General features: G+C 35.3%; 22 protein-coding genes. 12 read left to right on the top strand and 10 right to left on the bottom strand.

Features of this window, described 5'->3' with window-relative positions; all coding sequences use genetic code 11:
- Positions 1 to 500: 500 nt before the first annotated feature.
- On the bottom strand, positions 501 to 938 hold the full coding sequence (locus FFS26_RS17100) for a transposase (protein WP_110011007.1): 438 nt from the start codon (positions 936 to 938) through the stop codon (positions 501 to 503).
- Positions 939 to 1,959: 1,021 nt separating this feature from the next.
- Between FFS26_RS17100 and FFS26_RS17095 the strand changes: the two genes are divergently transcribed.
- Both FFS26_RS17095 and FFS26_RS22805 read left to right on the top strand, forming a co-directional pair.
- Positions 1,960 to 2,487 carry a hypothetical protein gene (locus FFS26_RS17095; protein WP_171006342.1) on the top strand — a complete coding sequence of 176 codons (528 nt, stop codon included), beginning with the start codon at positions 1,960 to 1,962 and terminating at the stop codon, positions 2,485 to 2,487.
- Entirely contained in the window at positions 2,488 to 3,300 is an 813-nt protein-coding gene (locus tag FFS26_RS22805; protein WP_228449451.1) for a LuxR C-terminal-related transcriptional regulator, read from the top strand. It begins immediately after the preceding gene.
- Between the two features lie 75 nt (positions 3,301 to 3,375).
- Here the strand turns inward: FFS26_RS22805 and FFS26_RS17085 are convergent, their stop codons facing one another.
- The 3 genes from FFS26_RS17085 to FFS26_RS17075 all read right to left on the bottom strand — a co-directional run bounded on the left by FFS26_RS17085 (position 3,376) and on the right by FFS26_RS17075 (position 8,711).
- Entirely contained in the window at positions 3,376 to 4,026 is a 651-nt protein-coding gene (locus FFS26_RS17085) for an HAD family hydrolase (protein WP_171006341.1), read from the bottom strand.
- A gap of 43 nt (positions 4,027 to 4,069) precedes the next feature.
- A complete protein-coding gene (locus tag FFS26_RS17080) occupies positions 4,070 to 6,193 on the bottom strand; it encodes a Tex family protein (RefSeq protein WP_110011003.1) in 2,124 nt (707 codons plus the stop codon).
- A 115-nt stretch (positions 6,194 to 6,308) separates the two neighbouring features.
- Positions 6,309 to 8,711, bottom strand: coding sequence for a hypothetical protein (locus FFS26_RS17075; RefSeq protein ID WP_110011002.1), 2,403 nt, complete (start codon positions 8,709 to 8,711; stop codon positions 6,309 to 6,311).
- A gap of 310 nt (positions 8,712 to 9,021) precedes the next feature.
- Between FFS26_RS17075 and FFS26_RS17070 the strand changes: the two genes are divergently transcribed.
- Positions 9,022 to 9,699: a YceI family protein gene (locus FFS26_RS17070; RefSeq protein ID WP_110011000.1), complete on the top strand. Its 678-nt coding sequence runs from the start codon at positions 9,022 to 9,024 to the stop codon at positions 9,697 to 9,699.
- A 65-nt stretch (positions 9,700 to 9,764) separates the two neighbouring features.
- On the opposite strand, the gene FFS26_RS17065 is transcribed toward FFS26_RS17070, so the two are convergent.
- Positions 9,765 to 10,121, bottom strand: a complete 357-nt coding sequence (locus FFS26_RS17065; RefSeq protein WP_110010999.1) for a hypothetical protein — start codon at positions 10,119 to 10,121, stop codon at positions 9,765 to 9,767.
- A gap of 128 nt (positions 10,122 to 10,249) precedes the next feature.
- Between FFS26_RS17065 and FFS26_RS17060 the strand changes: the two genes are divergently transcribed.
- From FFS26_RS17060 to FFS26_RS17030, 7 genes are all read left to right on the top strand, one after another.
- Positions 10,250 to 10,504, top strand: coding sequence for a DUF1294 domain-containing protein (locus FFS26_RS17060; protein ID WP_110010998.1), 255 nt, complete (start codon positions 10,250 to 10,252; stop codon positions 10,502 to 10,504).
- Between the two features lie 87 nt (positions 10,505 to 10,591).
- On the top strand, positions 10,592 to 10,798 hold the full coding sequence (locus FFS26_RS17055) for a bacteriocin-like protein (RefSeq protein WP_137905639.1): 207 nt from the start codon (positions 10,592 to 10,594) through the stop codon (positions 10,796 to 10,798).
- A gap of 138 nt (positions 10,799 to 10,936) precedes the next feature.
- On the top strand, positions 10,937 to 12,742 hold the full coding sequence (typA, locus tag FFS26_RS17050) for a translational GTPase TypA (RefSeq protein ID WP_062675162.1): 1,806 nt from the start codon (positions 10,937 to 10,939) through the stop codon (positions 12,740 to 12,742).
- A gap of 129 nt (positions 12,743 to 12,871) precedes the next feature.
- Positions 12,872 to 14,488, top strand: a complete 1,617-nt coding sequence (locus FFS26_RS17045) for a glycoside hydrolase family 10 protein (RefSeq protein WP_137905638.1) — start codon at positions 12,872 to 12,874, stop codon at positions 14,486 to 14,488.
- Positions 14,489 to 14,700: 212 nt separating this feature from the next.
- Entirely contained in the window at positions 14,701 to 15,252 is a 552-nt protein-coding gene (locus FFS26_RS17040; protein WP_110010995.1) for a ferritin, read from the top strand.
- 179 nt (positions 15,253 to 15,431) lie between these two features.
- Positions 15,432 to 16,523 (top strand): redox-regulated ATPase YchF, encoded by a 1,092-nt coding sequence (gene ychF, locus FFS26_RS17035; RefSeq protein ID WP_110010994.1) that lies wholly within the window; start codon positions 15,432 to 15,434, stop codon positions 16,521 to 16,523.
- A 94-nt stretch (positions 16,524 to 16,617) separates the two neighbouring features.
- Positions 16,618 to 17,685: a hypothetical protein gene (locus FFS26_RS17030; RefSeq protein WP_137905637.1), complete on the top strand. Its 1,068-nt coding sequence runs from the start codon at positions 16,618 to 16,620 to the stop codon at positions 17,683 to 17,685.
- 51 nt (positions 17,686 to 17,736) lie between these two features.
- Here the strand turns inward: FFS26_RS17030 and FFS26_RS22590 are convergent, their stop codons facing one another.
- Genes FFS26_RS22590 through FFS26_RS17020 form a run of 3 tightly spaced genes read right to left on the bottom strand, consistent with a single transcriptional unit; the run spans position 17,737 to position 18,344 of the window.
- Complete coding sequence (locus FFS26_RS22590; RefSeq protein WP_171006340.1) at positions 17,737 to 17,895, bottom strand: hypothetical protein; 159 nt, start codon at positions 17,893 to 17,895, stop codon at positions 17,737 to 17,739.
- A gap of 36 nt (positions 17,896 to 17,931) precedes the next feature.
- Positions 17,932 to 18,129 carry a hypothetical protein gene (locus tag FFS26_RS17025; RefSeq protein WP_110010993.1) on the bottom strand — a complete coding sequence of 66 codons (198 nt, stop codon included), beginning with the start codon at positions 18,127 to 18,129 and terminating at the stop codon, positions 17,932 to 17,934.
- A 26-nt stretch (positions 18,130 to 18,155) separates the two neighbouring features.
- Positions 18,156 to 18,344 (bottom strand): hypothetical protein, encoded by a 189-nt coding sequence (locus FFS26_RS17020; RefSeq protein ID WP_110010992.1) that lies wholly within the window; start codon positions 18,342 to 18,344, stop codon positions 18,156 to 18,158.
- A gap of 279 nt (positions 18,345 to 18,623) precedes the next feature.
- Here FFS26_RS17020 and FFS26_RS17015 point away from each other — a divergent pair, with 279 nt between their 5' ends.
- Together FFS26_RS17015 and FFS26_RS17010 are read left to right on the top strand one after the other, a co-directional pair.
- Positions 18,624 to 19,562, top strand: coding sequence for a helix-turn-helix domain-containing protein (locus tag FFS26_RS17015; RefSeq protein WP_110010991.1), 939 nt, complete (start codon positions 18,624 to 18,626; stop codon positions 19,560 to 19,562).
- Positions 19,563 to 19,651: 89 nt separating this feature from the next.
- Entirely contained in the window at positions 19,652 to 20,416 is a 765-nt protein-coding gene (locus FFS26_RS17010; RefSeq protein ID WP_110010990.1) for an SDR family NAD(P)-dependent oxidoreductase, read from the top strand.
- A gap of 88 nt (positions 20,417 to 20,504) precedes the next feature.
- On the opposite strand, the gene FFS26_RS22585 is transcribed toward FFS26_RS17010, so the two are convergent.
- Both FFS26_RS22585 and FFS26_RS17005 read right to left on the bottom strand, forming a co-directional pair.
- On the bottom strand, positions 20,505 to 20,681 hold the full coding sequence (locus tag FFS26_RS22585; protein ID WP_171006339.1) for a hypothetical protein: 177 nt from the start codon (positions 20,679 to 20,681) through the stop codon (positions 20,505 to 20,507).
- Positions 20,682 to 21,110: 429 nt separating this feature from the next.
- Entirely contained in the window at positions 21,111 to 22,259 is a 1,149-nt protein-coding gene (locus FFS26_RS17005) for a methionine aminotransferase (RefSeq protein WP_137905636.1), read from the bottom strand.
- Positions 22,260 to 22,272: the final 13 nt, after the last annotated feature.

Raw genomic sequence — 22,272 nt, 5'->3', positions numbered from 1 at the left:
AGCCAATCTTTACGAGCTTTTATTTGCTGTTGTTGTTTATTCATGGATAAAGATTTTCAACTTTACACCATAAATTTAAGTCATTTTTGTAGCGGATCTATTGATACTTTACAACTTATTACCAGTATTTTTTGTTCCTCATGCTATTATTCCCAAGTTGGAATTAATACCTCTATTCTATAATTTGTTTACTTCTATACCTATGTGTTGGTTAGTCATACTTATTCATTGAAGATAACTAATAGTACAGACAATGTAACTATTAAATATTTAAGCTCAGGTGCCACAGGATCTGGTCCTGTTACTCAAATGTCCGTAAAACGATTAAAGTAGGGTGCAGTTTCTTAATTTCTATATTTTACTAAAAAAAAGACTGATTTTAGTCTGTTTTTTTTATTTATTTTTCATCCGTAACTTTTTTTTTGACAATTTATTGCATAGGCGTAACATGATAAATTGGCATTAAAGTGACAGTATGACTTTACAAAAATTAAGTTGATCTACTTGTTTTTATCCGTATACTTTGCTATCCACTTATATAGTGTAGTTTTTGGAATTTTATAATCATTTATTATTTCCAGCTTTGTTTTTTTCCCTGTTTCAATTTGTTCAAGGATAAATTCTATAATTTCCTTGGTATAGATATTTTTCCTAAATGCAGGAAGTGAAGATGTTTTTTTATCGGAAGTTTTAAGGGAAGCTTCCTTTTTAGGAGGAGAAAAAAGTATCAGATGCTGTGAGTAGGCCCGGAAAAAATCATATTCCAGCAATTTGCTCCACCTCAATAATTTATCGGTTGTCAGATCTTGTTCAAGGAACATTTGTTCAATTTCAGATTCAGTACATTTCATGAAGCTGCATGCTCTCTGCATGTCCAAATCTTCTTCCAGAAATTTAGCTTTAATAGTACTGCCAATATGTATTTTTTTAAAATTCAAAATAAACGATATTATATAATTAAAATTTATTTTCGCAAAGAATAATTAAGTCTGAGGACTTACTTATCGTTGGTTGGATGACAAATATGGTTTGGATTATAGTGAGTATTTTCACTATGCTCTGTACAGGTGATATAAATTCCTACCTGAGAAGAGAAAATAATAGGGATAAACATTTTTTTTATCATTTGTTCAAATTTAGCATTCATTCTTTTTCTGTAATCAAATGGTTCTACATCACAGATACATCAATCTATGGTGTAGGATCAAAAAACTCCCGTAAAACGGGAGTAGCAACTTTGATCAGTATTATAGATATCTATAAAAATGAAAACTGATTTTGTTATTAAATATTGAGAACTGAAAGTTTTACAATAAATGTTTTTGTTTGTGTGAAAACATTAGTTAAATTCTCAATTCACTATTTCTTTTGTGCTTTATATCAGATTGTATAAATAAATTTTACTGTTGCAAAGCTAGATCTGGCATATGATTAAAGCAAAATTTTATATACATCAAAAGTACATCAATTTACAGTTTGCTGCTATAATGGCATCCGGGGCATGAAAATCTAATGCAAAAATGGAATTTTATCAATTGATTATACTACCTCAATAAACTTATTGATAAATTAATTTTCTGATGATTTAAAATTTATTAAAACTGATTGTTTATGCGTTTTAATTAATCAACAAATAGTGAATATAATCATGATATGTTTTTAAATTTAACTAAAATTAGTAAAAATTTTATAACTATATGTTTTTTTATTTAATTTTATGGAAACTAAATTATGTGTTGTAATTTGGTTAAAATAGTTATTATTAATATCTTGTTAGGTAGTTTTTATGTGTTAGAACCTGATGTTGCTTTTTCACTCTAGAAACTCATTATTATTTAATTTACTATGCAAACATTAAAGCTGAACCAATTTTCGAAAATATTGCTAAGCACGCTGATATACTTTTTGTTTTCTAAGTTATTCTATTCTCAGACATACACTCCTCAATATATAGATAGTATGTTGATCAAAGTAAATGAGAATTTAAGAGTAAGTGGCAGAAAGAAAGAATTAATTGACCTTAATACGAAGTTTTACAATATCAGTATAAAACAGGATTATAAAAAAGGAGTAGTACTTTCATATATTAATCTGGGTAATATGTATGCGACCGTCGGGATGTATGAAAAAGCCTTCAAATACCTTCAGTTGGCTGAAGAGGACCTTGAAGGGATGGAAGATTACTACCTGTATACAAGACTATATCAGGAGTATGGTCAGGCTAATTTTGTAATAGGTCTTTATAAAAAAGCCATTAAGTATAATTCCAGATCAATTTATTATGGTAAACAAATAAAGGATAAGCATGATCAGGAGATTTTATCTGTTGTTTATGCAAACAGAGCCGACTTTTTAAGGGAAACAAATTCGGTTGATTCTTCGTTAATCTATCTACACAAAGCTTTAGATGTAAAACCAACACCGGTTATCAATTCCACGATTGCTAATCACTACCTGCTTTTTGGTAAAAATGAGGATTCTGCATAGGTGTATTTTAGCAGGGCTTTTTCTCTTTTAGAAAAAAAAGATTACTGGGATTCCCAGAGGGCGATTACTTATTTTTATTATGGGAATTTTTTATTTGAAAAACAGGATTATAGTCAGGCATTAGATTATTATATTAAATCGGTAGAAATACTCAAAAAAACCCAAAGAATCTATCCGGTTCCTGTATTGTATCAAGCTATTGCCAAGACCTATAAAAAACTGAACAATAGCTCAAAAGAGAAAGATTATCTGGAAAAATATGCTAAATTAAACGATAGTCTGGAAAAGGTATGGGATGAATCAATCAATACTTCTCTTGATAAAATGATTCAGGAAAAGGAGAAAAATGATATTGAAAAAAAGCATTCAACCATCATATATAATGTAACCGTTTTTGTATTATTGGGTGTTATTGTACTTGTATATTGGGTTTATCAGAAAAGAATTACTAAAAAGCGTAAAATAATAGAGGAGAAAGAATTAGAGACGGAATCTCTGATGAAAAAAATGTCTGCTAATGATGAAAGGCTGGTGTTTTTAGCAAAGAAAAATGATCCTTTGTTTTTTAATGAATATCAAAGTGCTTATCCTGAGCTGATTGAAAAGCTTTTTGAGATTAATCCAAAGCTTTCAGCAAATGAGCTTTCTTTCTGTGCAATGATACAGCTGGGCTTTTCCTCTAAGGAAATTGCACAATATGGCTTTATGCAGCACAGATCGGTACAAACAAAGAAAAATAGATTACGGAAAAAATTAAATATTCCATCCGATGTAGATCTTTATTTTTTCTTGCAAAATTTAAATTCCAAATAATAATTCAATCGCATTGTACGCGCACTTGTAAGTGTATTTTTTGTAAAAAATAAAGACTGTCTTGAGAGACCGCCTTTATTTGGTTATATCGGTAACGCGGAGTCCTACTTGTGAAAAGGAAAGAATCGCTGGCTCGTACAGAGGGTTGGTTAACTTTCCAAATCCATATTTGCAAAAAATAAATGGTAACCCATTGGATGTTGCAGAATCATAATCAGTTTGAGTATCTCCAATATATAGGGTGTCTTCAGCAGATAAATAATTTCTTTCCATAAGAAGCTGTATGTTTTCAGATTTGTTTTTTTTGGTCCGCCCGTGAGACTCAAAATCTACAAACAGATCACTGAATTGATAATAATCTAAAAAAGATTCAATATAGCCATCCTGACAGTTGCTTACAATGAAAAGGGAATAGTTGTTAGCCAGATTCTTTAAAGTCTCTTCCACACCATCATATAAAATTCCACCTTCTAAGTGAAGCATTTTATTTTCTTCGCCTACAATTTCAGAAAGAAGTTTCTGAGCCTGCAGGTCTGAAATGCCGGGAATAATATCTTTTACAATATCATGAGCTAATAATCCCATATACTGATCCATGTCTTCAGGCTTCAGTTCTTTTTGGATCAACTGATGCTTACCCAATACTTTATTCCATATTTTGATAATCGTAGCTCTGGAATCCCATAATGTTCCATCCAGATCGAAGATTAAATTCTTTGTTTTCAAAATGATAATTGTTGGTTTAATTTAAATACATAACGGTTAAAGATTACAAAATCATGCTCAGCTGCACTCTTTTTCTTGCTTCATCTACTTCCGTTACCTTTACACGAACATGCTGATGAAGTTTTACCACTTCATTGACATCTGATACAAAGCCATCTTTAAGCTGGGAAATATGAACCAGCCCGCTTTCTTTGATTCCTAGATCTACGAAACACCCAAAAGCGGTAATATTATTGACAATTCCCGGAAGAATCATTCCTGCTTTTAAATCTTTGATGCTTTTAACATTCGGATCGAATTCAAATACTTTTGCTGCTTTTCTTGGATCCAGTCCCGGCTTTTCAAGTTCTTTTAAAATATCTTTAATGCCTAAAATTCCGATTTCTCCTGTTGTATAGTTTTCAGGTTTTACCAGAGCTATTTTTTCTTTATTGGCAATCAGCTCAGTGGTTTTAATACCCAAATCTTTTGCCATTTTCTCTACAATTCCATACGCTTCCGGGTGTACTGCAGAGTTATCCAATGGGTTTTTGGCATTGGTGATTCTCACGAAAGCGGCAGCTTGCTGGAAGGCTTTTTCTCCAAGTCTTGGAACTTTTTTAAGCTGTTTTCTGTCTTCAAATGCTCCGTTCTCAGTACGGTAATTCACAATGTTTTCTGCCATTTTTTCTCCGATTCCGGAAACATAACTCAATAGTGACTTACTGGCGGTATTTAAATTAATTCCCACAGAATTTACACATTTCATGACAGTAGAATCCAGCTCATTTTTAAGTTGAGTCTGGTCCACATCGTGCTGATATTGCCCAACTCCTATAGATTTGGCATCAATTTTTACCAATTCAGCCAGCGGATCAGAAAGTCTTCTTCCGATAGAAACGGCTCCACGTACTGTTACATCATACGAAGGAAACTCATCTCTTGCAATTTTACTTGCAGAATACACGGATGCTCCGGCTTCAGAAACTACAAAAACCTGCAAAGGCTTATCAAAAGCGATCTTTTTAATGAAAAATTCTGTTTCGCGGCTTGCTGTTCCGTTACCAATAGAAATAGCTTCAATATTATAGGCATTCACCATAGAACGGATTTTTTTCATCGCCATTCCGCTTTCATTCTGCGGAGCGTGAGGGTAGAGGGTTTCGTTATGCAGTAAGTCTCCCTTCTCATCCAGGCACACAACTTTGCATCCGCTTCGGTATCCGGGATCTATTGCCAGAATTCTTTTTTCTCCTAAAGGTGGGGCAAGAAGCAGCTGGCTTAAATTCTCAGAGAAAATTTCAATTGCTTTTTTGTCTGCTTTTTCTTTGGCTTCCTGTAATGTTTCATTTGAAATAGCAGGTTCCAGAAGCCTTTTGTAGCTGTCTTTTATCGCCAGTGCAATCTGGTCCGAACTTTCATTGTTGGATTTAATGACCGCTTTTTCAATAAAACCGATTGCTTCTTCTTTATCTACAGCTACATTTGTTTTTACAAAACCTTCAGCTTCTGCTCTCAACATTGCCAGAAGCCTGTGGGAAGGAGTTCTGGCAAGACTTTCTTCCCATTCAAAATATTGGGAGAATTTCTGTGCATCTTCTTCATCTTTTTTGGCTTTTACAACTTTAGAAGTGATAACAGCCTTACGCTGAAATAATCTGCGGAGATTTTTACGTACATACATATTTTCATTGATCCATTCTGCCATGATATCTCTTGCTCCCTGCAATGCTTCTTCTTCAGAACTTACTTCATTATTAAGATATTTTGAAGCCAGAAAATGAAGATTATTACTTTTCTGACTCATAATAATTCTGGCTAAAGGTTCAAGTCCTTTTTCCTTGGCTGTATCTGCTTTGGTTTTCTTACGCTTTTTGAAAGGCAGGTAAAGGTCTTCCAGCTCCTGGATATCAAAGTTTTCTTCTATTCTCTGCTGAAGTTCAGGCGTTAATGAATTCTGCTCTTCTATCGATTTTACAATAGATTCTTTTCTTTTAACAATGTCCTCAAACTGCTTGCTGATTTTTGAAATCTGTTCAATCTGTGTTTCATCAAGGTTTCCGGTCTTATCTTTTCGGTAACGCGAAATAAAAGGAATGGTGCAGTCTTCTGCTAATAATTGTAAAGTATTGTTGATGCTCTTTTCAGAAATGCTGAGATGTCTCTGGATAAATTCTACGGTCGTCATTGTTCTGTTTTCGGATAGCTAAAATAGGGTTTTGGAATGAGAAAGATGACATACAGATAGAAAAAAGCCCGATTACATTGTATAATAATCGGACAGTATGATTAATTTAAATGAATTAAGGTAGCACTTCATTATAATAAAGCGGGGTCTCATTAGTTTTATCATACCCCATGATAATGATTCTGTATTTCTTTGCATCGTCGTTATTGTAGAACTGTACAGGTGTTGATTCCTGAGTCTGAGCTTCCTGATTGGGGCTCCAGTAGAGAACGCTCCGGGTGTCTTGTGAGATCTTTCTAAAAGCTTCATTGTCATACACCGGACTCTCGAACGGAACTTCTTTGTCATATCCGGAGAGGCTGATTTGCCTTAATTGTGATGGCTGGTTTCTGTCTATTGTCTTGCCAGAGGAACTGCCCCGGCGGGTATAAATGGCTATGGCTCCGTTGCCACCTCCGGGTGCTCCCGCAAAAAATCCTTTGATAACCTTTACCAGGGCAATCTCTGAGGAAGACATATTGCTTACCTGGCCCGGTGAAACAGGCATTTCATCTAGATAAATTTGGGTTGGCTCATTATACAGATATGGAATATAAGTTCCGTTTTTAGAATCGATCCTTAAACTGGAAACCCTCCCTTGCAGCCATTGCATAATGCCGGTTGAGGTAACAGCTTTCGGATCATTAATAAAATCAAAAACTTCCTCACGGGCACTTCTGAACAGCGGGCTGCTCAATTCATTATTTAATTTTTTAGTCTTGCTTCTTATTTCTCCCCTTAACTTTATTTCTTCAATGTTTGTTACTTTCTCATTGATCATTTTATGGGTGTTGAGTGCTATAAATGACCGTGTGATCTCTTCTGATGGCGGATCATCATTAGAGCGCTGTGTGAGCTGACAACAAGTAAGGGGAAGGCTCTTTTGATAAGGAATAAAGTCGAAATTCGGCTGGAAATAAACAGAATAATTATGATCAGGCTCTTTAGACTCTGAATTAAGCTTATATGAAAATTTCATTGAATCTTCAAAAATTAAATTGTTGAGGATAAAGAATCCGCTTTGATCTGATTTGATTTGAAAAATCTTAGATCCTGATTCAGAATCAAAAATTAAATTTAAATCTGTGTCGGGAGCTGGTTTCCCCTGAATATTTATTTTTCCTTTGTAAGAAAGATAATTTTCAGGCTGATATTTGATTGTTGGAAAATAGCCTGAAATAATTGATTTCCAGTCAAAACGTTTCCATTTCTCTGAAATCAAAAGAGCATCCAGTGCTTCTATATTGCGGTTTTTTGTAAAATACTGAGCCGGGCTTGCTATATTTGAAGTAATATCTCCGGTTAGCCATAATGAACTTAATAAGCTATGATCTTCTTCGGTGCTTTTCGTATTAGCGTCAATTATCAAAACAGTATAGTTGGAATAATCCGCATCTTTAGGAATAGCAAATGAATTTTTTCCACGGGAGGAGTTGCTGAATAAAAGAGATTGTAATTGTGGTTGTTTGATTTGTAATATTTGTGGCTGTACGAAAGACAACCTGCTGGCAATTACATTCTCCTTATCGTCAAAAACAGTGAGCTGCAAGATACCATTGACGAGCTGATTGTTGGGAATAGAGTATTCGGTCTCGTTGATAATTTTATTTACCTGAGCCTTATAAACAAGCTGGTTGTTTATCGTTCCTAAGATTTTGTAATACTGGGAATCTTGAGAAGTATTTTTTGTCTGTAAAGCATATTTTACATAATCCTTATCGTTGATTACCCGTAAATATATTCCTGATGAAGATACTTCAGGTAAGGCGACATTTTGTTTCTGACCTTGCTTATCCTGAATGACAAGCTGATATTTTTTACCACTTTTTGGAGTAAGGCTGAATAGGCCTACATTTTGATCAAACCCCTTAAATGTCACAATTTTTACATCAGGATTTTCAGAATCTACTACATATCCGTCCCAATCGAGGGGAGCTGTTCCTGCAGATTGTAAACGTACAGCCAGTTTCGTATTGATTCCGTCTATAAGATGCCCGCTTTCGGGGTGTATTGAAGCGGTCCAGCTGGATGCTGGATTGAGTATTAATTTTTCAGGTGAGGCAGGATTATAGATTGCAATAGGTTTTATAAATTGGAAATCCTCATTAAAATTAGCCATCCAGGCTGTGTAAGCTCTGATGTAATAAACGTCTTCCTTTAGAAAAGCGGGCAGAGAAATGCTTCCGCTTCCTTCTCCGTCAATTAAAGGAACCAGTTTTTTACTGATCAGTTTTTTATTCCGGTCATAGAGTTCTACAAATAGTGTAGTAGAAATAGCTGATGTATTGTATCCATCAAATACGTAAGATTTAAACCATACATTTTCACCTGCAACAAAGCTGTTTTTATCTAATAGCAGATGTATTTTTTCCTGATGATATTTTTGTTCAAATGTTTTTATTGCCTGTTCAGCTTTTGTTTGGGCATTAAGGCATAGTGTAGTGCTTAAAGCAAGTAGAAGTATTAGTTTTTTTGACATTTCATGTAAAGATTTGTGTTTTTACAAAAGATAAAAATACATATTTTACCCATAAATAAAATAATATAACTTGGTTTTTATTCCTATTAAATATAAATGGTTGTTGATCAGGATAAAAAGTGATTATAACAATGGATTTAAAGTGCAGTTTAACATGATTAATGCGAAAAAAAGGTGAAAAAATAATACTTACAGACAATAAAAAAAGTAAAAACATTTTTTCTTGATGTATGTTAAGGCTTCTCCAAATAGGTTTTTCTATTTTTGTACCCGAAAACAACAAAATTCAAACTTTTTTAAACAGTTCAATATGAAAAAAATTAGCGTAATAGCATTAGTTGGAGTAGGATTGCTTTTGGCATCATGTGATAAAGGAAAAACAGCGGAGTCTGCAGCAACATCTCAGGAACAGACAGTAGCTGAAAGCAAAGGTGAAACACTGGCAGTAGACACAGCAGCTTCAGTAGTAAACTGGAAAGCATTCCACAAGGGAGGTATGGCACCTCGTTGGGGAACACTTACTGTAAAATCAGGAGATATTAGTGTTGATGCAGGTCAGGTTGCTGCAGGAAACTTTATTATTGACATGAATTCTATCAAAGTTGATCCGGCTTCAGTAACAGAGAAGGATAAAAAACCGGCAGACCTTGAAGCTCACCTTAAAAACCCTGATTTCTTTGATGTAGCTAAAAACCCTACTTCAGATTTCAAAATTACCAGTGTTACAGATTTGAAGGACGCACCAAAAGATGCAGTAGCAGGAGCAAATAAAACAGTAAGCGGAAACCTTACATTATCAGGAAAAACAATGAATGTTACTTTCCCTGCTAAAGTAGATGTGACTGAAAACTCAGCGGCTATTCAGGCTAAATTTACAGTAAACAGAGCAGATTGGGGAATCAAATTCGGTACTTCAGAAGCAGACCCTGCAGAATGGATGATCAGCAAAGATATCGAGATTGCTATCGATGTAAAAGCTAAAAAATAAGTTATTTAAATTTTAATAACAATCGGGCTGTCTTTAAAGGCAGCTCTTTTTATTTACTGTAAAAATCAGTTCAAAATCGTTGAATTCTGAATTCTTACACAATATTCGCTTCCAAGATAGAGAGGATTACCGTGCTTTTCAGACCAGAATCCATCAAGTATATCCTTATTTAGACAGCGATATACAGCAACACCTTTATATAGTTTATGATCTTCACCTTCATAATTGAAGTTGATTACCAGAATCTGATTTTTATAGAATCCGGTACCATTTTGTATATGGTCGCCGATAATCCATTGCGCGATGATACGGTTGTTCCCATCAATGGATAAGGTTAATATACCATGATATGTGGGTAGGGAAGACTCTTCCTGATTACTCCCTTCAATAGAGTAGCTTCCTGCAAGATCCTGTACTGTCATTGATTTTATTTTTAGGAAGCGCAAATTTATAAAATCTTATTCTGATAAAATTATAAATATATTCATGGTTGTAAAGTTGTTTCCATATACAAATTAAGCTTTATTTTTGCCACAAATTAATTTTTTGAATGATTCCTTTTCTTTTTATAATAAACCTGATTACATTTGGGATCTTTGGATTTGATAAATGGCAGGCCCAAAAACATCAATGGAGAATCTCCGAAAATGCTCTTTTAGGAATCTCCCTTCTAGGTGGAATTTTAGGAGCGGCTTCAGGAATGGTGATTTTCAATCATAAAACATCAAAAAAATCTTTTTTAGTAAAATTTGTGCTTGTGGTTTTGATTGACCTGGTTGTGTTTTACAGATTGATAAGACGTTGATATTAAAAATGTTAAATGTTTTTAATAAATAGTTGTCATGATTTATTTTTTTTATCTTTATCAGGCTAATAACAAATAAAGAACAACATGAAAAATCTTAAAAAAATTTCCAGAACAGAAATGAAATCAGTTCAGGGAGGAATCGTCAAAGGAATGGTAAGATGCAAAGATGCTGATACATGCGTTGTAAGATGGGGATGGGGAACCGGATTCTCCAGCAATTGTGCAGAGTTTGACATTATATGTGGAGAACCGCCTGCAGTAGATCCATGCGAAGTACAGGCTTGTGTATAAATAATCTGAAGAGTGTTTTTTTTGAGCACTCTTTTTTATTGTCTTGTAAATAAGTATTTTAAACAAAATATTAAATATTTGTATAACTAAATATTTTTTCATTAAAAATCACTACTTTTGCACCCGTAAAAATCTTTTATGCAAAACATTAGAAATATTGCGATTATCGCACACGTTGACCACGGAAAGACGACTTTGGTTGACAAGATCATTCACGCTACCAACATTTTCAGAGAAAATCAGGAGAGTGGGGAGTTAATTATGGATAACAACGATCTTGAAAGAGAAAGAGGGATCACGATCTTATCCAAGAATATTTCTGTTACTTATAAAGACACAAAAATTAACGTAATCGATACTCCTGGTCACGCCGATTTTGGTGGAGAAGTAGAAAGAGTATTGAAAATGGCTGATGGGGTTATTTTGTTGGTGGATGCGTTCGAAGGACCAATGCCGCAAACAAGATTCGTACTTCAGAAAGCTTTGGAATTAGGATTAAGACCATTAGTGGTTATCAATAAAGTAGATAAACCAAACTGCCGTCCTGACGAAGTTCATGATAAAGTATTCGACCTGTTCTTCAACCTTGATGCTACAGAAGAGCAATTGGATTTCCCTACATTCTATGGATCTTCAAAACAAGGATGGTTCAACACTTCATTAGAGCAGACTGAAGATATCTTACCATTATTGGATGGTATTTTACAATATGTTCCTGAACCGAAAGTAACAGAAGGTAATCTTCAGATGCAGATCACTTCTCTAGACTTCTCTTCTTTCTTAGGAAGAATTGCAATCGGGAAAGTGACAAGAGGTGAGATCAAAGAATCTCAATGGATTGGTCTTGCTCAGGCAGATGGTAAAATTGTAAAAGGAAAAGTAAAAGAACTTTACGTTTTCGAAGGATTAGGAAAGAAAAAAGTAACTGAAGTACAGGCAGGTGATATCTGTGCTGTAGTAGGATTTGATGCCTTCCAGATCGGAGATTCTTTCGTAGATCTTGAAAATCCTGAGCCATTGGAAAGAACGGCAATTGATGAGCCTACGCTGAATATGACGTTCTCTATCAACAATTCACCTTTCTTCGGTAAAGACGGTAAATATGTTACTTCTAATCACCTGAAAGAAAGATTAACAAAAGAATTAGAGAAAAACCTTGCACTGAGAGTTCAGCAGACTGATGATGCTAATACATTCCTTGTATTCGGTAGAGGTATTCTTCACTTATCAGTTTTGATCGAAACAATGAGAAGAGAAGGGTATGAAATGACTATCGGTCAGCCGCAGGTTATCTTCAGAGAAATTGATGGTGAGAAATGTGAGCCTTATGAATCTTTGGTTGTTGATGTTCCTGAAGAATTTGCTTCAAGAGTTATTGACCTGGCAACTCAGAGAAAAGGTGACCTTCACATTATGGAAACTAAAGGTGAAATGCAGCACATGGAATTCGAAATTCCTTCAAGAGGTTTGATCGGATTACGTTCTCAGATGTTGACAGCTACAGCTGGTGAAGCTATTATGGCTCACCGTTTCACAGAATATAAGCCTTTCAAAGGTGCTATTCCTGGAAGAAACAATGGTGTTTTGATCAGCAAAACAACAGGTCCGGCTACAGAATATTCTATTGCTAAACTACAGGATAGAGGTAAGTTCTTCGTTGATCCGGGTGAGGAAATCTATACAGGAATGATCATAGGTGAGCAAAACAAACCTGGTGACTTAGTAGTAAACATCGTAGAAGCAAAACAGTTGAACAACATGAGAGCTTCCGGAAAAGATAAAGATACTGGTGTTGCTCCGAAAATCTTATTCTCACTTGAAGAATGTATGGAATACATCCAGGGTGATGAAGCGATTGAGGTAACTCCGAACTTCATCAGAATGAGAAAGAAAATCCTTTCTGAAGAAGAAAGAAAAAGAGTAGAAAGATCTGCAAAAGCATAATCAAAATCTTATACATAAAATCAAAGCCTCGATTTTCGAGGCTTTTTTTCTATACCTACCCATTAAATGCTTATTTTGGCATAATAATCTCTGAAATAAAAAAATAAATTTTAAAGTAGTTTTGTGACTATGAGAATGAATAAATTAAAACTTATCGTTTTATTGGGCGTTTTTGCATCTTACGCTACCTCCTGTTCCGTTCAGAACAATGTTGTAAAAACACCTTCCGCGAAGAATCCGACAAAACCAATCAACAATACAAATCCTCCGAAAGTAAATTCGACAGCTGTAAAACCTGCTACAGGTACAGGAACTTCCGGTGAAGAAAATTTCAGAACCAATCTTCCCGAAATCAAAAGAGAATTCCGTGGAGCATGGATTGCAAGTGTTGCCAATATCAACTGGCCATCAAGAAATGATCTTACGGTAGAGCAGCAGAAAGCAGAAGCAATCAGTATGCTTGATATGCTGAAAGACAATAATTTCAACGCTGCTATTTTCCAGATCAGACCTTCCGCAGATGCACTTTATACAAGTAATATCGAACCATGGTCTTACTTTTTGACCGGAGAAACAGGAACTGCACCATATCCCAATTATGATCCGCTTCAGTTCTGGATTGAAGAAGCTCATAAAAGAGGGCTGGAACTGCATGTCTGGTTGAATCCTTACCGTGCACATCATACCAACGGAGGCGCAGTAAATAAGCTTTCAATGGTCAATAAACTGTCTGATATTGTGGTTAGACTAAAAAACGGAATGTATTGGTTTGATCCTGCTAATCCGAAAACACAAGGCCACGTATCCAATGTGGTGAAAGATATTGTAAAAAGATACGATATTGATGCTGTACATTTCGACGATTATTTCTATCCTTATGCCACTTACAACAAAGGTGCGGATTTTCCTGATAATGCAAGCTGGAATGCCTATGTAAGCAGTGGCGGAACCTTATCCAGAGCAGATTGGAGAAGAGATAACGTGAATAAATTTGTAGAGCGTATCTATAAAGAGATTCACGCAGAAAAAAATAATGTAAGATTCGGAATCAGCCCGTTCGGGATATGGAAACCAGGATATCCGGCAGGAGTTGTAGGATCATCACAATATGACGAATTGTATGCAGATGCTAAATTATGGTTAAATAAAGGCTGGGTAGATTATTTCTCACCACAGCTTTACTGGCCTATAGATTCCAAAGGACAAAGCTTCGAAGGCCTGTTAAGCTGGTGGCAGTCTGAAAATACAATGAAACGTCACCTGTGGCCGGGATTGAATACTGTTGAAATAAAAGTATCAGACCGTCCGGCTGAAATCAAAAACCAGATTGCAATTTCCAGAAATATCCTTAAAAATGATGCCGGAGAAATTCATTGGAGTATTGCCGGGCTTACCAAAAATCCAAATATGCTTCCTGCTTTGAAAAGCGGACCATACAATGAAAAAGCATTAGTTCCGAAATCTCCATGGATTAAAGCGGTTACATTGCAGACTCCAACCTTGTTTATTGCTGATAACGGAAGTTTTGCTCAGACAAGCTGGAGTACAAAAAATGCCGCTGATGTTTTCCTGTGGGTACTTTTTACTCAGTACAACGGAGTATGGCAAACAGAAATTCTGACATTGGATACGCTTTCAAAAGATATTCCCAAATCTAAAGACGGAAAAAAATTGAATGCCGTTGCCATCAAAGCTATCGATAGATTAGGAAATGAGAGTGATTATACAGCAAGAAAGATTAAATAGTTGGGATACTATCCATTCTAAATTCAATCATAAATTTAAAAAACCGGTTCTCAGACAGAACCGGTTTTATTTTAGAATAACTATAAATTATTGATTTAAGTTACTGAATTTCAGTTGTATTTTAAAGGCGTTTTGAAATTTTTATACGGAATAATAATCCTATCGGAACTGTTTTTGCATGATTCATTCCATAATCACCAAAATATAACATTATGAATACTAAAAGACTTTCCGACAACATGGAAAAGGCATTAAGTGATCAGATGAACAAAGAAATTCATGCATCACACGTTTTTTTATCCTATGGAATCTGGGCTGATGATAAAGGTTATCAGGGTATTGCCAATTTTCTTTACCGCCATGCTCAGGAAGAAAGAAACCACTCCATCAAATTCATGGAATATATCTTAAACAGAGGAGGAAAACCAAAGGTAGACGCTATTCCTGCTCCTCCCGCAGATCCCGAAAGCCTTACTGCCTGCTTTGATGGTGTCTTTAAGCATGAAGTTGACAATACAACCGCAATTTACAGAATTGTAGATCTTTCTCTTGAAGAAAAAGACTGGGCTACATGGAATTTTATGCAATGGTTTGTACAGGAACAGATTGAAGAAGAAACATTAGCACAGAACTTAATTGATAAATTAAAAATTGCAGGCGGCGACAGGGCAACAGATGAATCTTTATTTACTTTAGATAAAACTTTGCAGGAAGCACCGAATGATGTGCCGCTGGCTCAGAATGCTACAGGGGACAATCCTTAAAACAATTGGTGAAACCAGACCTTTTAAAAATCTGTCAGAATATTGGCAGATTTTTTTTATTATGAAACTCCCTCAAAAATCACTATCTTTGCACACTCGTAATTCAAGGTTCTGAGTTCAATGTTTAAAGTTGGAGAAACCTTGAGTTACCCTAAACCTTAAACTTTGAATTTTACAATATGAAATGTGGAATCGTAGGCTTACCGAATGTAGGTAAATCAACTCTTTTTAACTGTCTGAGCAACGCAAAAGCTCAATCAGCAAACTATCCTTTCTGTACGATTGAACCGAACCTTGGAACGGTTTCTGTACCGGATCAGAGATTGTTTGAACTGGAGAAAATCGTAAAACCTGAAAGAGTTTTACCCGCTGTAGTTGAAATTGTTGATATTGCAGGTCTTGTAAAAGGAGCCAGCAAAGGAGAAGGATTGGGAAACCAGTTCTTAGCTAATATCCGCGAGTGTGAAGCGATTATTCATGTTTTAAGATGTTTTGACAACGGAAATATTGTTCACGTAGAAGGTTCAGTAGATCCGTTAAGAGATAAAGAAATTATTGATATAGAACTTCAGCTGAAAGACCTTGAAACAGTGGGGAAAGCAGTTGAAAAAGCTAAAAAATTCATCAAGTCAGGGAAGAAAGAGGATATTCTTACTTACGAAACACTTCAGAATTTACAGAAATTCCTTGAGGATGGTAAAAATGCAAGAGAATTTGCTGCTGATGACTTTACAAAATCAATTATCGGAGAAGTTCAGTTGTTGACGAATAAGCCGGTTCTTTACGTTTGTAATGTAGACGAAAACTCTATCAAAAACGGAAATGAGTGGATTGCCAAGATTGAAGAAATGGCTAAAGGCGAAGGTGCTGAAGTCGTAGTATTAGCGGCACAGATTGAAGCTGATATCAACGAACTTGAAACTTTCGAAGAAAGAGAGATTTTCCTTGATGAGCTGGGACTTACAGAACCTGGTGTAAACCGTCTGATCAGAAAAGCTTATGATCTTTTAAAACTTCAGACGTACTTTACAGCCGGAGTAAAAGAAGTAAGAGCCTGGACTATCGGACAGGGATGGACTGCTCCTCAAGCTGCAGGAGTAATCCACACAGACTTTGAAAAAGGATTTATCCGTGCAGAAGTAATCAAGTATAATGATTATGTAAATTACGGTTCTGAAGTAAAAGTAAAAGAAGCCGGAAAACTTTCTGTAGAAGGTAAAGAATATATTGTACAGGATGGTGACATCATGCACTTTAGATTCAACGTATAAGAAAAGTATTAAAGTTAGTTATATTAAAAAGCGCTTCCATGTATTTGGGAGCGTTTTTTGCATTTGTGTATTAAACTTTAACAATGAAAATTTTTTGTTTCGCAAGCCTTATTTTTTTTTCTCATGCACAAAACCGGCAGAAGAAAACTGTTTTGTAGACCGCAGAGACCAGGTATTTGAAAGTTATAAGGAACAAAAGCCTTTTACAACAGAACAAATATTAAATGAAAAGCCTGATTATCTTGATATAATAAATCTAAAAAAATACAGAAGCTTTAAGAAAGACAGTATCGGGTCTTATACCTACTCAGGATCTGAGAAGTATAAAATAATGGAAAAAAGACTGGAGAATGAATTCAAAGTGTTCAGGGAGAAGTTTTCGGATCAGTTTATGATTTATTCGTCACAGCAGACAGCTGATACAATGTATGGATTAGGTCGAAACAGACTGGGATTTTGGTTACTCAAAATCGAACATGATATACCTGAGGCTTATTTTCTTGGACTGAGCTTCAGCCATTACTATATAAATGAAGTTCAGGAAAATCCGATTATAAAAGATGGAGTCCTTCAGTTGGAAGGAAGTCTCGTGAAAATTATAAAGGTTGAAGGACTTCCAGGTTATGACGATTATTCAGCAATGGAAGACGGAAAAATGTTTAAAATAAATCTAAAGGATTTGATGAAGGATTCTGACCATGACGGATATAATGACATTTTTGAAAAAAGCATTGGTCTGAATCCGCAAAATAAGGATACAGATGGCGATGGCATCAATGATTTTGAAGATATGAATCCTATGTTCATATCTGAAAAGAATAAATTCACACAGCTTTACGAACTTTTGCTGCCAGGCTATGGAACTGTGGAGATGAAAAAGCTGCATTATACATTTCAGGTTTATAAAACTGATTGTAATTATTTTCAGGGGATCAATCCCGGGCTTAGAGTTTTGTTCATTCCGGAAAATAAAAACAGGCAGACCTATTACACAAGAATGACGGATGTAACAGATCAAGGTATTTCCAAAATTCAAAGAAACAATAAGAATCCTGATACATTTTATATTTTTATATCAGGAAGTAGTTTTACAAATGATTATGTAGCAGAATATGCAAAAGGAAAATGGGTGCTAAAGAATATTGGAGGCACTGTTATTTAGTAATTTAATAATAAAAAATCGCTCCCGATTAGAGAGCGATTTTATTTGAGATTAAAATTCGATACCGGGCTGGCATTGTAGTTCTGCGCAGGTAAAGGAATACTTCTTACAGGTAAGGTCTGGTAAAAGACACATTTCTTTTCCTCCGGTAATAACTCTTAATTGTTTTTTGTTTAATTTTTTTCCTTTAGCTAAATTTTGATTTTTCATAGTGCTTAATTTTGGAGTTGAGTGAATGATTCTATTTTAAGGTTGCGGTCTGCAGATTTTTTGTGCACAGCCAATAGAGATCTTGGTGCAGTTTCGGACATCATCCGGAGGATAGGTTTCACAAGGAAATTCCGTACATGGGATAGGCTCCATGCAATCTAACATACCTCCATGAATCAATTTTAATTGTTTTTTTTCAAGCTTTTTACCTTTGCTTAATTCAATCTTTTTCATAGTTTTTGTTTAAAATGATATTTTAGTTATAACTCAGGTCTGCACTCTTTTTGTGCGCATTTAGGAGAAATGATTGTACATCCGTATGGATCAGAAGATGGCTCACAGGGTGTTGGACATAAAACAGGTTCCATACAGTTAATAAGACCTCCTTTGATCGTTCTTAATTCTTTTTTGTTTAATTTTTTTCCAATGTGACTGATTTGATTTCTCATTGATTTGATTTTTAATGGGTTAGTTTTAACGAAAGTAATAAAAATAAATGAAGTATATCACTGTCTTTAGAAAAAAATGGAGAATTTTTTAAATATTTTATTATGGTATTGATGATGAATATTAACTGTAATCGGCAAATACACTGAATTTTTCAATAAGTTAATAAGGTTTTATTTTTGAGATGTAAAGAGACTTTTTTCTTTGCCAAACAATCTGGACTCATTTCAAAAAATGTTGGTTGATAAGTTCGTATATTTGAATTTTACAAATTATTTGTGATGAAAAAATTAGCATTTACTTCACTGGAAGATTTTTATAATGAGATGGCTGCCAAGTTGGGCAAAGATCTTGAAAGTATTTTTCCAAAAGGACTTCACAAAGACATTGGTCACTTTAATGTCTTCGATATTGCCCAGACCATCGAAAGAGCAAAGACCACTTCTGAAATGCCCTATAACAGAAGGAAGTATTATAAGATCAGCTTTATAAAAGGACGGAACAGGGCAGAATATGCGGACAAGGTCATTTCAATTAAACAGAACGCACTGTTATTTGCAACGCCTAAGGTCCCTTATCACTGGGTTCCTGAAGATCCCGATCAGTCAGGAAGTTTCTGTGTTTTTACCGAAGACTTTTTCATCAAGGATAAATCGTACTACAACCTCGAAGATCTTCCTATATTTCAGCCAGGTGGAGTGCCGATCTTTGAAATTGATGGTGAACTGGCAGAAGAGATTGAAAACCTTTTTAAAAAGATAAAAAAAGAAATTGATTCAGATTATGTATTTAAATATGATCTGATCAGAAACTATGTTCTGGAGCTGATCCATTACGGACAGAAATTACAGCCTGCTTCCAAAATATCATCGTCAAATGATGCATCCATGAGAGTGGTTTCTTTGTTTATAGAGCTGCTGGAAAGACAGTTTCCCATAGAATCCTGGGAACAGAGACTTCAATTGAAGACTGCAAAAGATTATGCAGAGCGGTTGGCGGTTCATGTCAATTACTTAAACAAAAGATTAAAGGAAAGCACAGGAAAAACTACCACGGAATTTATTTCAGACCGTATTATCCAAGAAGCAAAAATTCTTTTGAAACAGACCAGATGGAATGTGTCAGAAATATCGTATGCGCTGGGATTTGAAGAGATTGCTCATTTTTCCAATTTCTTTAAAAGGAAAACTTCTTTTACTCCATTAGAATTTCGTTCCTGATTTGAATTTTGCAAATTTCAGATTGATTCAAGCAAACCCTTCAGTCTGAAAATTTCCCAACTTTGTACCATCAAAATAATCAAAATACAATGAACACAAAAACAAATATTGCACTGGTAACCGGAGGAAGCCGTGGATTAGGGAAAAACTCAGCACTTAAAATTGCTCAAAAAGGATTGGATGTTATTATTACCTACAGAAGCAATAAAGAAGAAGCAGAAGCTGTTGTGAATGAGATCAAATCAATGGGAAGGAATGCTGTGGCTTTTCAGCTCGATACAAAAGACATTAAAAGTTTCGATGCCTTTATAAAAGATGTTACAGATCATTTGAAGGAAAGTACAGGAAGCACTCATATTGACTACCTGATTAATAATGCAGGAACAGCCCTATATTCACCGATTACAGAAGTGACAGAAGAACAGTTGGACGATGTGGTAGACATTCATTTTAAAGGCGTATTTTTTCTGACTCAGAAATTATTGCCATTTATCAATGACGGAGGAGGAATTATCAACGTGTCTTCAGGCTTGGCAAGATTCGCAACACCGGGATCTTCTGTTTACGGATCCATCAAAGCAGGCGTTGAAATGCTCACAAAATATATGGCGAAAGAATTAGGTTCAAGAAAAATCAAAGCCAATGTTGTAGCGCCGGGAGCTATTGAAACAGATTTTGGCGGCGGAAGAGTAAGGGATAATGAAGAAATCAATGCCATGGTAGCTGGTGTTACAGCTTTGGGAAGAGTAGGTCTTCCAGATGATATTGGTGGAGTGGTGGCATTCCTGTGTACGGAGGATGCAAGATGGATCAACGGGCAAAGAATTGAAGTTTCAGGAGGGATGTTCTTATAAAGTGTGATAACCTTAGTGAATTATTATCTTTAAATAAATCGGCCGGCTCAGAATGAGCCGGCCGATTCCGGATATGGAGTAATGTATTTTATTCAACAGCTTCAAGAGGTTCCGGCAGCTGGCATTTTTGTTCTGAACAGCCGGGTCCGATGTAGATACAGTAGCCTGAAGAATTGGTGCATCTTATGTTGCCCAATCCTCCGTGGAATTTATGCAGCTCTTTTCTGGTTAATTTTTTTCCTTTGTTTAAATTCTTGTTTTTCATGGTAGTTTTATTTTTGGTAATTATTGATTTATTATTTTTTTTGATTTAGATAAAATAGGAAAAATAAACTAAATAAGTCACTAAATAATGATTATATATGATAACATTACTATCGATAAAACTGTAAAAACATTTAAAATATCAATATTTACGTATCATTAACAGGCCGCTCCTCCGGAGCTTTATTTTTTGCAGGAACTTCATTTTTTTCTATTAACAGCAGATCCCGATGGGATCCTATGGGAACTGACTGCTAATAGAACGTATTTGTTTTAAATTATAGGTCCAGGGGAGCGACCTGATACTCATGCTTTAATTTAATCGGACAGGAATAATATTATAAATAAATACTCCGCAGATTAAACAGACAAGGCTGACAGTTTTGATCTGCCAATCTGAAAAGTCAAGTGGGTGAAAAATAGATGACTGTTAAACCTTTGATAAATTTTCAAGGGCTTTTTCCAGTGTTTCCTGCTTCTTCGCAAAGCATAATCTGATCACATTCTCGTTCAGCCTGTTTTTATAAAATGAAGAGAAAGGAACGCTGGCAACCTTATGATTGATGGTAAGTTCTGAAGCAAAATCAAAATCATTTTTATCTGAAATTTTATCATATTTTACTGCCTGGAAATAAGTTCCTTCACAATCCAGAAGTTCAAATGGTGTGCCTGCAAGGCCTTTTCTCAGGAAATCTCTTTTTTCCTGGAAAAACTGATTAAGATGGGTGTAATGTTCATCCTTTTTCATGTATTCTGCCAGTGCGAGCTGAATGGGAGTGTTTACGCAAAAAACATTAAATTGATGAACCTTTCGGAATTCATCTGTTAGGCTTTTTGGTGCTGCACAATAGCCTACTTTCCATCCGGTAACATGGAAAAGTTTCCCAAAAGAGGCTACAAGAAGGCTTCTTTCTTTCAGCTCAGGGTATTTACAGATGCTTAAATGCTGTTTTCCGTCAAAAACAATATTTTCATATACTTCATCACTCAGAATAAGAATAGAAGTTCCTTTTACAATCTCAATAAGTTTATGTATATCATTTTCTTTCAGAATTTTTCCTGAAGGGTTGTTGGGATTGTTAAGAATAATCATCCTGGTCTTTTCACTGACAAGATTTTTTACAGCAGTCCAGTCGATTTCATAATCCGGGGCTTTCATTTCAAATCGTTTCACAATTCCCCCGAAAAGCTCCACAGTAGGTTCGTAGCAGTCATAGGCCGGTTCAAAAATAATCACTTCGTCATCCTTTTTAATGAAAGAGGCGATAGCGGTAAAAATGGCCTGAGTACCGCCTGCAGTAACTGTTATTTCAGATTCCGGATGGTATATTGCCTGATGGCTGTTTTCAATTTTTCGTGCAATTTCTTCCTTTAAGCCAATCATTCCACCAAGAGGAGCGTACTGATTGAACCCTTTTTTGATAAAGTGATCCACATCATTGAGTAATTCCAAATCTGGCATAAAATCAGGAAAACCCTGAGAAAGGTTGATCGCCTCATTTTCATTGGCAAGTTGAGTCATCTGGCTGAAAATAGTAGTTCCTACATTGGAAAGTTTTGATAAAGGAAGTTGTATCATAAAAGCAGTTTTG

Source organism: Chryseobacterium sp. 2VB (assembly GCF_005503635.1).
Lineage (GTDB): Bacteria > Bacteroidota > Bacteroidia > Flavobacteriales > Weeksellaceae > Chryseobacterium > Chryseobacterium cupriresistens.
The sequence above is the reverse complement of the archived record's forward strand: the minus strand, read 5'-3'. Positions and strand labels throughout refer to the sequence as shown.